The sequence below is a fragment of the Caldicoprobacter algeriensis genome, assembly GCF_023838525.1.
Taxonomy (GTDB): Bacteria; Bacillota; Clostridia; order Caldicoprobacterales; family Caldicoprobacteraceae; genus Caldicoprobacter; species Caldicoprobacter algeriensis.
Map to the genome: position 1 here is coordinate 23,955 of NZ_JAHUQD010000022.1, position 13,369 is coordinate 37,323.

General features: G+C 49.1%; 12 protein-coding genes. 4 read left to right on the plus strand and 8 right to left on the minus strand.

Annotated elements, in window-relative coordinates; all coding sequences use genetic code 11:
• Nucleotides 1-23: 23 nt before the first annotated feature.
• Nucleotides 24-1,307 carry a 3-phosphoshikimate 1-carboxyvinyltransferase gene (gene aroA / locus KVG29_RS10890; RefSeq protein WP_252228470.1) on the plus strand — a complete coding sequence of 428 codons (1,284 nt, stop codon included), beginning with the start codon at nt 24-26 and terminating at the stop codon, nt 1,305-1,307.
• 160 nt (nt 1,308-1,467) lie between these two features.
• On the opposite strand, the gene KVG29_RS10895 is transcribed toward aroA, so the two are convergent.
• On the minus strand, nt 1,468-2,136 hold the full coding sequence (locus KVG29_RS10895; RefSeq protein ID WP_252228471.1) for a beta/alpha barrel domain-containing protein: 669 nt from the start codon (nt 2,134-2,136) through the stop codon (nt 1,468-1,470).
• Nucleotides 2,137-2,461: 325 nt separating this feature from the next.
• On the minus strand, nt 2,462-2,608 hold the full coding sequence (locus tag KVG29_RS10900; protein ID WP_156925063.1) for a hypothetical protein: 147 nt from the start codon (nt 2,606-2,608) through the stop codon (nt 2,462-2,464).
• 236 nt (nt 2,609-2,844) lie between these two features.
• Here KVG29_RS10900 and KVG29_RS10905 point away from each other — a divergent pair, with 236 nt between their 5' ends.
• Nucleotides 2,845-3,015: an aspartyl-phosphate phosphatase Spo0E family protein gene (locus tag KVG29_RS10905; protein WP_252228472.1), complete on the plus strand. Its 171-nt coding sequence runs from the start codon at nt 2,845-2,847 to the stop codon at nt 3,013-3,015.
• A gap of 57 nt (nt 3,016-3,072) precedes the next feature.
• Here KVG29_RS10905 and KVG29_RS10910 read toward each other — a convergent pair whose 3' ends face one another.
• A complete protein-coding gene (locus KVG29_RS10910; protein ID WP_252228473.1) occupies nt 3,073-3,681 on the minus strand; it encodes a protein-L-isoaspartate(D-aspartate) O-methyltransferase in 609 nt (202 codons plus the stop codon).
• A 323-nt stretch (nt 3,682-4,004) separates the two neighbouring features.
• Here KVG29_RS10910 and KVG29_RS10915 point away from each other — a divergent pair, with 323 nt between their 5' ends.
• On the plus strand, nt 4,005-4,214 hold the full coding sequence (locus tag KVG29_RS10915; protein ID WP_252228474.1) for an HNH endonuclease: 210 nt from the start codon (nt 4,005-4,007) through the stop codon (nt 4,212-4,214).
• Nucleotides 4,215-4,221: 7 nt separating this feature from the next.
• Nucleotides 4,222-4,443 (plus strand): hypothetical protein, encoded by a 222-nt coding sequence (locus KVG29_RS10920; RefSeq protein WP_252228475.1) that lies wholly within the window; start codon nt 4,222-4,224, stop codon nt 4,441-4,443.
• On the opposite strand, the gene KVG29_RS10925 is transcribed toward KVG29_RS10920, so the two are convergent.
• From KVG29_RS10925 to KVG29_RS10945, 5 genes are all read right to left on the minus strand, one after another.
• Nucleotides 4,440-5,522: a DUF362 domain-containing protein gene (locus tag KVG29_RS10925; RefSeq protein WP_252228476.1), complete on the minus strand. Its 1,083-nt coding sequence runs from the start codon at nt 5,520-5,522 to the stop codon at nt 4,440-4,442. The two genes, KVG29_RS10920 and KVG29_RS10925, sit on opposite strands and share 4 nt — an antisense overlap.
• A 435-nt stretch (nt 5,523-5,957) precedes the next feature.
• Entirely contained in the window at nt 5,958-9,545 is a 3,588-nt protein-coding gene (locus KVG29_RS10930; protein ID WP_252228477.1) for an adenosylcobalamin-dependent ribonucleoside-diphosphate reductase, read from the minus strand.
• Nucleotides 9,546-9,999: 454 nt separating this feature from the next.
• A complete protein-coding gene (locus KVG29_RS10935; RefSeq protein ID WP_252228478.1) occupies nt 10,000-11,025 on the minus strand; it encodes a sugar kinase in 1,026 nt (341 codons plus the stop codon).
• A 449-nt stretch (nt 11,026-11,474) separates the two neighbouring features.
• Entirely contained in the window at nt 11,475-12,122 is a 648-nt protein-coding gene (locus KVG29_RS10940) for a bifunctional 2-keto-4-hydroxyglutarate aldolase/2-keto-3-deoxy-6-phosphogluconate aldolase (RefSeq protein WP_252228479.1), read from the minus strand.
• A gap of 221 nt (nt 12,123-12,343) precedes the next feature.
• Nucleotides 12,344-13,111, minus strand: coding sequence for an IclR family transcriptional regulator (locus KVG29_RS10945; protein WP_252228480.1), 768 nt, complete (start codon nt 13,109-13,111; stop codon nt 12,344-12,346).
• Between the last annotated feature and the right edge of the window lie 258 nt (nt 13,112-13,369).

The window sequence follows — 13,369 nt, forward strand, 5'->3', positions numbered from 1 at the left end:
AAAAATCAAAGCGCTGACAGAATATGAAGATAACCATAACTCCTGCCAAAAGGCTTGCCGGAGAAATCCGCGTCCCGGGCGATAAATCCATCTCCCATCGAGCCATAATGCTGGGCTCAATCGCTAAAGGTGAAACACATATCACCCATTTCCTTATGAGCGACGACTGTTTGAGCACCATACTGGCATTCAAGCAGATGGGAGTGCCCATAGAGATAACCGGTCCAGAAACCGTTACAGTTAAAGGGCAGGGCTTGCGCGGCCTTAAAGCCCCAAACGCGACCATAGACGCCGGCAACTCCGGTACCACCGCCCGATTGCTTGCCGGCCTTCTCTCGGGGCAAAGCTTCAGCAGCACCATAACCGGGGATGAATCGCTGCGCAGGCGTCCCATGGACAGGGTGATCATCCCCTTACGCAAAATGGGCGCCGATATATCCGGCGTACAGGACAGGTACCTTCCCCTGTCAATCAAGGGCGGCACCCTCAAGGGCATCCAATACCACATGCCGGTGGCCAGCGCCCAGGTTAAGTCCTGCTTGATATTGGCCACGCTGTATGCCGATTCCCCCAGCCGCATATATGAGCCCGCACCCTCCAGGAATCATACAGAGCTTATGCTGCAGGCCTTTGGCGGCAGGCTGGACATAAACGGCAACGAGATAACCGCCTACCCCGCCGACCAGCTGTACGGCCAGCAGGTCCACGTCCCGGGAGATATATCGTCGGCCGCTTTCTTTATAACGGCCGGGCTGCTAGTTCCAAATTCTACCATAATATTAAAGGGGGTCGGGCTAAACCCCACCCGCACCGGGATCCTGGAGGTCTACAAAGAAATGGGGGGCAGCATCGCCATCGAGAACGTCTCAACCTCGGGAGGAGAAAAGATGGGAGATATCATCGTGAATACCTCCCATTTGAAGGGCACCGTAATAGGCGGCCAGCTTATCCCCCGCCTCATCGATGAGATACCCGTCATAGCCCTGGCCGCCACCCAGGCTGAAGGCACCACCACCATAAAAGATGCACAGGAGCTCAAGGTCAAAGAATCAGACCGCATAGCCACCGTGGTGGATATCCTGTCCCGTCTGGGAGCCAGCATTGAAGCCACCGACGACGGCATGGTCATACACGGGCCAACACCCCTCAAGGGGAACGCGGTGGACAGCTTTGGCGACCACAGGCTGGCCATGATGGCAGCCATCGCAGGGCTTATCGCCCGGGGCGAAACTACCATAAACGGCTGGGAATGCGTGAATATATCATTCCCAGGGTTTTATGATATGCTGAAAAAGCTGCAGAATTAGCGATACAAATATACGCAGGTACACGCGCGTCTTTAATGAACGCATCCTTCACAATTTCACAAGCCTATGCTAATAAGCCTATCAGCATAAGTTTACGCTGATAAGCTCACTAGGCAACCTCACGCACACAGGTATGCAGCTGAACTCATTGCTCGCCTTTTCAAGACAGCTCTGCCCTGTACTTGTCCATGAGAACCCTAAAAAGCTCGGCAGGTGTAGGAGGAGTATAGGTTATGGCGTTGGCACCCGCCTCGATGGTGGCCATTATGGTATCCTCATTTGGCCCACCTGTGGCTATGATGGGTACAGTGGGCAGCTGATCCCTTATCCTCTTTACTATATCCACCGTCTTGCGGGCCCCGGAAACGTTGAGAATGGTGGCCCCCGCCTCCACGCGGGCTTTAAAATCGGTATTCTCCGATACCACCGTCACGACGATGGGAATATCAATGGTCTCCCTCATAGCCCTTACGATCTCGTTGGGCGTTGGGGCGTTTACCACAACGCCAATAGCTCCCTTAAATTCTGCATCCAAAGCCAGATTTACCACCCTCTTCCCGGTGGTTGTCCCTCCGCCAACGCCGCAAAAGACGGGCACATCGGCCGCCATCATGATGGCCTGAGTGATGGCGGGCTGAGGCGTGAAGGGATACACCGCTATGATGGCGTCGGCGTTGATGTTCTTAATGACCGCGACATCGGTGGTAAATGCCAATGAACGAATTGTTTTGCCGAATATCCTTATACCGCTTGCCTGTTGAATGCACTCCGGCACCTCAATCATGTGCCGCCTTAAAGTCCCTCTTATTTCAGGAACATACCTTTCCATAACATCTCTCCTTTTCGAAACTTATATCATATTTAAACCCTGTCAACACCAACAGTACTGCCCAGCTGGCCATAGAGCAAACATAATGATGCCCGCACTCGACTTCATCCCATGGATTTCTCCTATACCCATCATACCGCTTACAGAAAGCTTTAACAAGCGTTAACCCTTGATCGACAAGCCTTCATATATCAGATGTGCAGCTACTTGATATTCTATTCCTGTCCATACCTTATCACTTGAACTTCGTTTTTTTGTGGCCTTGTCCAAAAATACAACATAAACATACCGCACCGGACTGGCCTTAGGGGGCAAGCATACCCCCCTATATGGCATTCAATATGGTAGCCACACCCTGGTGCATTTCCTTTCCGCTGCCGGCTATCCTCAGCAAAACTATCAATGCAATTACCACAGCCAGCAGTACAATTCCCCAAATGATAATGTCTTTTTTAAAGAAAAAGACCCGCACATCCTCCACCCCCTAATCTAAAGGTATGCGGGGGAGGCTAATTTTAGAATATACATTAATGTTACCACCGCAAATTTGTACAGCATGATAGAGTAACTTTATTTACAGCCAATTCAAAGCACAGACTTTTTTGCAGCTGGCCACACAATTCAATGTAATATTTTTGCAACATTGAACTAAAACTATTCCTAACAGTATGCGGCGGCATTATTGACAAGGAGGAGTAGTTAAACTTCATGGAACAGTCGAAGCTAAAGGAGCTATTGCTGAGAATCGAAGCATTGCGTAAGTGTATGAATGAGCTCATATCACAAAACGAGCTTCAGGATCCTAAAATCCTTGAAATAAGCAGACAGCTTGACGAGCTGTTGTTAGAGTATTATGAAATTATCAAAAACAAGCAATAAACTTTTTTCCTGCCAGATTCACCGCTTCAAAGATTGCCGGTTTCAACACAAATCTCCTTATGGCTGCTTATCTATCATTGGCACGAACCGCACATGGCATATCGGCTCTTTGCTTAACCTGCCGTCGAACTTCGTGATGCGGTAAAGCATTTGCACGCTGTGCTCAGGGCCAACCGGTATCACCATCCGCCCTCCCTCGGCCAGCTGGTCTATGAGAGCCTTTGGTACGCGCTCGGGAGCACAGGTGACCATTATGGCATCGTAGGGAGCATGCTCTTCCCACCCATCAAAGCCATTCCCTATTTTATAGTGAATATTTGTGTATCCCAGGGATTTCAAAATTTCCTTTGCCCGCTCCTGCAGAGGCTTTATCACCTCAACGGTGTATACCTCTTTGGCCAGGCGTGCCAGAAACGCGGTCTGGTATCCCGAACCGGTACCGATCTCAAGCACCTTTTCATGGCCTTCAAGCATCAAAAGCTGCGTCATATACGCAACCAGGGAAGGCTGAGAGATGGTCTGGCCAAACCCTATGGGCAGTGGAGCATCCAAAAACTCGTCATCCTGATAGGCCTCTCCAAGGAACCGCCTTCTTGGGATCGAGTTTAGCGCATCCCACACCCTGTCATCGGTTATCTCGGACATGTATTCCCTCCTCCACGCCATGCTGTTACCTCCTTATCTTTATCATCGCCCCTTTCTTGCTATTTTATCACAAAATCTTGCTTACCAGCATCCCCTGCAATATTCTAGTTTATCAGCAGTCCCTCCAATATCTTCTTAGCATTGACTCGCGCCGTTCAAACCTACAATTTAAAGTTGAAGCTCAAAGTTGAGTATTTGCTAAAATTTCCCTAAAATATGCAAGAGCTTCTTCCCTATAAACCTTTTACGGAATGAAGATGAATCGGTAAAAATATGATAAAATATTTCCTGGGGAATTGGATTACAAAATCAATGCTGCAATTAATATCAGGGAGTTTAAACCGATGAAGCCAAAAAAATCCATAAAATCATACATATACGAAAGGGATGGGCGCAGGTGCCGCTTTTGTGCCAAACACCTTCAGTTTCATCAGGCCAGCCTGGATCATTACCTGCCCAGGAGCAAAGGCGGCACCAACGACATATTCAATCTAATACTAAGCTGCAAGAAATGCAACAAGCTTAAAAAAAGCTCCATCCCCCCCCGATTTTGAACAGGTCATGATAGAACTCTTTAAAACCGGCGTGAGGGATGGAGTGATCAGGGCATCGCTTCCTCAATTTTCGACTGATGAGATAAAAAGCCTGGTAGAAAGCATGGACAGGCTAGAAGCGATAAACAGGTACGTTGTGTTTCAGAGTAAAACACATCGCCTGTACGTCAAAGATAACCGCATCATAAAGGTTGTACATATCGGTACCCAGACCAGCGCTTTTCCTTAAAATACCTCTTCAATATAGTATTCCTGGGTACCCAATCCCCTCTTTTCTAACTCCCTCAGCTGAACAAAGGGGTCTTTCCTGTGTATACGCTCAAACAGATGGCCATGGGTTCCCAGTTCCATACCCTGAGGAAGTCCGGATGGAATGAGATCCTCTACCTTGATGGCATCCAGCGAAGCCTTTTCAATGGCAACGATATCCTGAGAGGCAAATACGCCTATATCAGGCACCAGTGAAGGAGTGGTGAGCCCCCAGCAATCGCACAGTATGGTTATATTTGTGAGGAAATTGATGTAAAACACGTGTCCTGGTTCAAACGTCTTCAGCACCTCATCGGTACAAAGGGCCATTCCCTTCTGGAAATCCTCATACCTGTTGGCGTCCATCTTGATGGCACCAGTGGGACATACCTTCACACAGTGCTGGCAAAACGTGCAGTTGTGGAAAAACACCCTATACTTTCCGTTCTCGTCAAAACTGTTGGCATCGTGGTTGCAATTTCTAATGCAGGCTTCACAGTGTATGCACAGGTCTTCTTCCCAGGTGATCCCGCCTTCAAGGCCGTGGATCTGTTGCCTTGTTCGATCAGTCACACAGCCCATGGCGATGTTTTTGCAGGCCCCTCCATATCCACAAGCTCCATGGCCTTTAACGTGGGAAAGGTTGATCATAACTTCGGCGTCGTGTATGTAACCCCCGATATCTACATTTTTAAAGGTCTTGAAGTCTACTTGTTTCTCATAATAATACTTTCCCAGCAATCCACATACAGGCACAATAGGCACTCCCAGATACTCTTCGGTATAACCCCTGCTCCTTGCCCCGGAAACCACCTGATCAGTTATGTACACCTTTGCCCCATACTCCAGCAACTTATCCACCAGGATTTTGACAAACACGGGATGAATGGTGGAATAGCCGATGTTTCGTCCAAGGTGCATTTTTATGGCCGTCCATTTCCCCTTTACAACATCCTGCATGCCCATCCGGTCAATAAGCCTGCCAAACTTGGCTGGAAGCGTTACATCGGCATCAAACTTATCATACTTCACAGATGCAAATAGCACTTTTGCCCCCATAGATTCTCCCTCCTCTACATGTTTTGATATGTCCTTATTTTTTAACTGAGCTATGAAAAACTTACACCTGACAAATCGCCAGGATCACTATCAACAAATTAGTACCGTATCGCCGCTAACAATTACTGGTTAGCGTTGAATCATTCCCCAAACTTTCGAAACAAAGCTGAAAAAACATTACAACCACATTATATCGTTGCCAACTGCCTATATTAAAGCACCTATTTACAAATATCCAGTTTTATTCTACCACAACAGCAAAGCATTAGCAATACACCCAAAATAGCCTTTTCAATGCCAATGTTGCGCACAACAAGCAACTACAGCATAAAAAACAGGGCAACGGGAACAATTTATCCGTTGCCCTCTTTTGGCGGCTACAATCGCTACAGGCACATATCCGAGCCTTCCCAATATCAAATATTATTCAATCCATCAGCCGCATTTTGAATATCCGCAGGAACGGCACACGACGCATCCGCCATCGTGCTCCATGGTTGCCCCGCACTCAGGGCAGCTCTGACCTTTTGTCTGAGGCGGATTGTCATCCACCAAAGAGTCGGTCCCTCCCAGCTGAATCCCGCCATTTTCCCTGTAAGGGTTGTTGCAGACGTCCTTTAGCGAGCAAAGCGAGCAGTTGGCAAGGCAGCTGTGTCTGTCAACCATATCGGGGCTGCCTATGTCCACGTCCTCGGCTTCAAGATGGTTGTTGAGCCTAAGCTTCACCACCTTCTCCAGCACCCTGCCTATGGCATCGGGACAAGACAGAACTTTAAGACCTTTCTGCCGCAGGGTGGAATGGCACCTGATGCCCTTGAGCTGCTCTATGATGGTGTTGACATCCATGCCAGAGCGCAGCGCTATGGAGATCAGGCGGCTGGTGGCCTCGGACTGCGAAGGACAACCGCCGGCCCTTCCTAAGTTGGTGAACACCTCGCATATGCCCTGTTCATCGTAATTGACGGTGATGTACAGGTTACCGCAGCCAATCTTCACCTTTTCTGTAAAGCCCATGGTAACGTCGGGCCTTGGCCTGGGCGTTATCTTAGGCTGCTTGCTTTCGGCCTGCTCCTTCATGCGGCTGTATATCTTTTCGGTAAGAGACCCGGTTTTATCGTCTTTCCCACCCACCTTTTCCTTGCCATCTATTGCTTTTGGTTTGCCTTCCGACGGTTTATCCTTTGCTAACGACTTATTCTTCGCCTTTGACTCCTCTTTGGGCTTCACGCTCAAAACCTGGCTTTCCCGGCTGCCGTCCCTGTAAATGGTCACGCCCTTGCATCCCAGCTCATAAGCCAGCCAGTACACCTTTCTTACGTCCTCTACGGTGGCGCTGTTGGGGAAGTTGACCGTCTTGGACACGGCGTTGTCGGTGTACTCCTGGAAGGCTGCCTGCATGCGCACGTGATACTCGGGCGAGACGTCGTGTGCGGTCACAAACACCCGCCTTACATCCTCGGGTATCTCCTCCATACCCTGTATGCTGCCGCGGGCGGCTATCTTCCTCATCAGCTCGTCGGAATAAAATCCCCGCTTTATGGCCACCTCTTTAAAATAGGGATGCACTTCCACCAGCTCATCGTTATCCATCACGTTGCGCACAAAGGATATGGCAAACAGCGGCTCTATTCCGCTGGTGGTACCGCATATGATGCTTATGGTACCGGTTGGAGCTATGGTGGTAGTGGTGGCGTTTCTGAGCTTTCTGCCCTTGTGCCTTAAAGTGCTCTTCTCAAAGAACGGGAACGGCCCCCTGACCTCGGCCAGATGCGCCGACATCCCCTTGGAGCGCTCCTGTATGAACTTCATGACCTGGCGGGCAAGCTCTACCGCCTCGTCGGAGTTATAAGGGATGCCAAGCCTGAATAGCATGTCGGCAAACCCCATAACCCCAAGGCCGATCTTGCGGCTCCCCTTGGTCATCTCCTCAATCTGCGGGAGCGGATACTTGTTTACGTCTATCACGTTGTCCAGAAAGTGCACCGCTAAGTCCACAACCCTGCCCAGCTTGTCGTAGTCTATGACGTATTTCCCGTCAACCTCCTCAACCATTTTGGAGAGGTTTATGGAGCCAAGATTACAGCTCTCATAGGGAAGGAGTGGCTGCTCGCCGCAATTGTGCACATATATTCCGTTGGCGTCAAAAGCATTAACCCCTGGGATTTGGACGTCAAACACATCTTTTTCACCCGCCGGAATAACCTCAATAACCGTTGCAACAAACCTTTCCCTGTTGAGGGCTCTCTTGTATTCCTCAAGGCGCTGTCTTAGAAGCTCTTGCTTCTTTACATTGCTGAATCCTACCTTTTCGAAGAAAACTTGCATGTTATCCGAGGTGATGACCAGCTCATGATCAGCCTTGATGCTGTATTCTTTCATTCCTCCTTTGCCATCCGGCATCTCTTTAATGCCCTCGGACTTGCGTTCCAAATATATGGTCGAAGCTATCCCCAAGCGAAGCAGCATCCGCTGCACAATCCTCAAGCCTTCGGCGTCACTGTGCCACAGCCTAATGGACACTCCTTTTTCCTGATGACCTGCCACAGTCCCATCGGCATCAAAAAGCCCTCTTAAAAACCCGCGGTGAAATTCATAGCTTGTCCTTTCTAAATTTTCAGTAATCTTGTTATTACCGGGCACAATTCCATAGGCGGCAGCCAAATCTCTAAGGGCCGCCATCTCAAGCCTGTGTTCCTTTCTTTCGCTAATCACGCGCTTGAACCCTTTAAAGTCCTCCCTGTGCGGCAGGGTAAAAGCGGCTTTTTGTGCTGCATCCATGACGGATTGGGCTTCCTGGTCATCTCCCCATACGGAGATAACGCCGCCTTCATCCTTCAACGTACCGTCCCCTATGAGAAGGCCCAGCAGGTATCCTTCCTCAAAAGTCCCTTTACCTTCCCACACAAGCCCGCGGTTGTTGGATAAGATTATCTGATCCCCCGGCTTCAATTCTCCAGCCGGTTTCCAGTCCTCCTCTATCCTGTCGCGAGTCACTAAAGAAGCAACCCTTATCTTGTGATCCGGCGTGACTTCTATGCTGTAACCTCTATCGGTGTGTATCTTTATAACCTGCTTTCTGCCAGTCTTAAAAAATCCCTGCTCAGTTGAGGGATAAAAACTTCCATTTAGTGCAAGGGATACCTGCCTGCCCAGTATATCGGCTACCTGTGCAGGGCCTTCTTCCGTAAGCACCCAGGTATCACCCGTTACGCACGGATTGGTGCTCTCGATCTCGCCCAGCTCAATGAGCACGTTGTCCCTGTTTAAACGGTCCAGGAATATTATACCGGGCTCCCCGTTATGCCAGGCGTTTTCGACGATCTTATCGAATACCTCCCTGGCATTGAGCTTGCCAGCCGGTTTGCCCGTCCTGGGGTCTATAAGGTCGTAATCCTCTCCACATTCCACGGCCTGCATAAAGGCCTCGGTGATGCCAACGCTTATGTTGAAATTGGTTATGTCGGAGTTGTTCTTCTTGCAGTCGATGAATTCCAGTATGTCGGGATGGTCCACCCTGAGTATTCCCATGTTGGCGCCGCGACGGGTACCACCCTGCTTTACGGCCTCGGTGGCAGCGTTGAACACCTTCATAAAGCTAACGGGGCCGCTGGCCACGCCGCCGGTGGACTTCACCGCAGAGCCCTTGGGGCGCAGGCGCGAAAAGCTGAACCCCGTACCGCCGCCGCTTTTATGTATCAAGGCGGCGTGCTTGACTGCGTCGAATATGCCCTCCATGCTATCGGGAACGGGCAGCACGAAACAGGCAGACAGCTGCCCCAGCGGCCTGCCGGCATTCATCAAAGTGGGAGAGTTGGGCATGAACTCGAGATTTACCATGAGATTATAGAATTCCTCTTCCACCGCTTCCACATCGGCATCCGGCGAATATATCTTATCAGCCTGAGCGACATGCCTTGCCACGCGCCTGAACATGTCCTCAACCGTCTCAATTATATTGCCGTTTTCATCCTTGGCCAGGTACCTCTTTTGCAAAACCTTCAAAGCATTCTCGGTTAAGTTCATACAATACCCTCCTATACTCATCTTCAGTATGTGATCAGCATATATACGAAAGTTATATATGCATATATATGGTGTTATTTTTTTATTTCAGGTACTATATATTGTATCATCTAACTTTGAAGGAGTCAAACGCCTACAGATTTAAACAATAAATAAAGGGGACCCATTTTTCTGGTAAATTGGTCCCCTTTCAATTCCTCTTAGCAAATATTACTTAGTTTTATGGCTCAGTTTTATAGTGGGAATGCTATTCTTGACATAAGTCTTGTCAATGCTTGTTTTATCTTGCAGCATCCCCGCCCATGATTAAAATTAAAACCACGGGTAAAAATCAAGACCAAAGACGCCACCTGATTAAACAGACAATGTCTCTGTTAAAGCTGGCACTGTACTTACATGATCGCCTGATGCGGGTGCCCCAGTATCAAAGCACAAAGCAATAACGCCGTTAAAGCTACCGCTGCACCCTGCCGGAGGCATCCCCCTTCATGAGGGTCTCAACCTCTTCAACCGATACGTGGTTGGCATCTCCCTCGATGGTGTGCTTCAGAGCAGAGGCCGCCACGGCAAACTCCAGCGCATACTGTGGATCTTTGCCGGTGATGAGGGAATATATAAGCCCGGCGCCAAATGAGTCGCCTCCCCCTACGCGGTCCACAATGTGGAGCTTATACTTCCTGGAGAAGTAGTATTCTTTGCCATCATACAGCATGCCCGACCAGTTATTGTCGGAGGCCGACAGGCTCTCCCTCAGGGTGATAGCCACCATCCTGAGATTGAAGCGGTTGTACAGTTCGCGGGCCACGTATTTGTATCCTTCCAGGTTGAGCTCACCGGCAATCACGTCGCTGTCGGGTGCTTTTATGCCAAACACCTTCTCGGCATCCTCTTCGTTGGCAATTACTACGTCAACGTACTGCATGAGGTTGCCCATCACCTTTCCGGCTTTTTCGGTGGACCACAGCTTTTTGCGGTAATTCAGGTCGCAGCTTATGGTAAGGCCCATCTCCTTTGCGACTTTGCAGCCCTCTTCAACCAGCTCGGCCACGTTGTCCCCCAGTGCCGGCGTAATCCCCGTGAAATGAAACCACTCGGCGCCCTCAAAGGCAGCCTTCCAGTCGATATCGCCCACCTTTGCCTCCGATATAGCCGAGTGTGCCCGGTCGTACACCACATTGGACGGCCTCACCGAAGCGCCCTTTTCCATGAAATAAATGCCGATCCTGCTACCGCCCCTGGCTATGTAGCGCGTATCAACGCCATAACGGCGGAGCTCATTGATGGCCGCATCACCTATGGGGTTTTTAGGTAGCTTTGTGATAAAGGCGGCATCTATACCGAAATTGGCCAGCGATACTGCTACGTTTGCCTCGCCGCCACCGTATACCACATCAAAGCTGTTTGCCTGGGTAAACCTCAAATACCCGGGAGGCGACAATCTCAGCATGATCTCGCCAAAGGTTACTACTCTTTTAGACATACATAAACCTCCTCACCTTATTATTATAATGTTGTCCATCTCAATTCCCATTTGGGATGGGATGGGTAATACGGACACCGCATAAAGAGCTCGCAAAATATTCGTCTTTGTGCCATCTTTTTATTCTCGCCATGCCTGTTTTTTATATCAAGGCTAAATATTACTCAATCGCTATCATGCTGACATCGAAGTTAAAAGTCCTGTTCATAAAACCCCGTTCATTCCAAAAGTTATACTTACTTATTAGCCTTGGCAGAAATTAGAGTCTTCTTGCTCATCTCAGATAAACATAGCTTCCTGCCCTAAATACCTCTTCCACAACCGCGCTTCATCCCATCTTAATTAGAAAATGGAGCTTTTTAAGACAAAGATGTTAGGAACTAATTTATACAACAGCACATCCTTGCAATCTCAATATACGAAGGTGCGGGACATGTGAACGTATGGAATTATCGTGCCCCTCTGGCTGCCCGAATCTTTGCAATGAATTCCTGTGCAGTCCTGGTTATGGCTTCGTAGTCCCCGCTTTTTGCCCCTTTGGTCAACGCGCTGCCCACGCCCACCGCTACGGCGCCGGCTTTGATCCATTCTTCGACGTTGTCCAGGCTGACTCCTCCTGTGGGCATCAATTTGGCGTAGGGTATGGGCCCAAGTATGGCTTTGATGATTTGCGGCCCGAAAAGCTCCCCGGGGAAGATCTTGATGATGTCGGCGCCTGCCTCCATGGCCTCCACTACTTCCTTGATGGTCATAGCACCCGGCATGCATGGCACCCTGTACCTGTTGCACAGCTTAACTGTATCAAGGTTCAAATAGGGGCTTACCACATACTGCGCACCCGCCAAGATGGCCGTTCTGGCCGTTTCGGCATCCATCACTGTACCGGCTCCAAGCAAGATTTCACCGTTGCTATAAACCTTTGCCAGCTCCTTGATGACCTCTGCGGCTCCAGGAACGGTAAATGTGATCTCGATGGCAGCCACCCCGCCCTTCATGCAGGCATCGGCAATCTTCAATGCCTGCTCGCTTGACTCGGCCCTTACCACCGCCACCAGGCCGCCTTCAACTATCCTTGAGAGGACCTGTTCCTTATCCATGATTTACATCTCCCTTCTTTGTTTATAAATATACATTTTTAAGCAAGCACCATTCAGGCTCATCTTAGTGGAAAATAAACACTTGTTGCAGCAGATATGGTAAAGATGTATGGCTAATTCGATATCGAGTACAAACATCAAGTATAAATATTAGGTACAGCAAATACCAACGCAGATTGATATATCACCTCGATTTCGCCTCAAGACAAAGGTATCCTACATCACCTTCTAGGGCTATACCCCATCCTCTTAGAGATTTCCCGGGCTGTCTCAACCACATATCTTGCAATCTCCTCATCTCGCTCGGGTGAGATTATGGTTTTCAAGCCCGATGTACTGACCGCCGCGATAATCTCATTCCTGTAGTCATATACGGGGGCAGCGATGCACCGTATACCCTCCTCATGCTCTTCATTATCCACAGCCCAACCCCTTTCCCTGACGGCGCCAATCTCTGATATCAGCTTTTCAATGTCGGTAATGGTGTTGGCTGTACGCGGGGTAAGCTGCTTATTCTGAAAAAGCTTCCTTATTTCACTATCTTCTTTATTCATTAAGAGTACCTTGCCCACGGCTGTGCAGTAAAGCGGCACCCTTTTGCCAATGGCCGAATACATGCGAATGGTGTTAAAACTCTCAATCTTATCAATATATACCGCCTCGTCGTAGTCCAGTATGGCCAGATGAACCGGCTGGGCGGTCAAAGCCGCCAGCCTTCTTAAATAAGGCTGGGCTTCTGTCTTAAGCTCAAGGCTGTTCAAATAAAGGCTGCACAGCTCAACAAGCTTCAAGCCGAGGCGATAAGCACCAGTTGCCTCATTTTTTTCGATGTATCCTCTGGAAGCCATCGATGCCAGCAAGCGATACACGGTGCTCTTGTGAAGTCCAATACGACGTGCAATTTCGGTGACGCCCAAACCTTCCTTCTCAGTTGCCAAAACTTCCAGTATATCAAAAGCCCTGTCAATGGACTGTACAGTGTCCTTCATGTGGCCTCCTTTGTTTCGCATTATGAAACTGCGTTTCCAAATAATATTATACTATAACTATTGACCCTATTCAATATCTATGATTATCATATTTCAGCTCCATCAGAAGAATAGCATTAACTGCAAACGAGTGTCACCGTCGGTGTATAATTGACCCAGGAGTAACGAAAAGGAATTGACCCACCCCCTGGCGAATTATCCCTCTGATTAATTCCACAAAGAATCGGAGGGAAATAAATGCTAGGGAGTGGATCTATT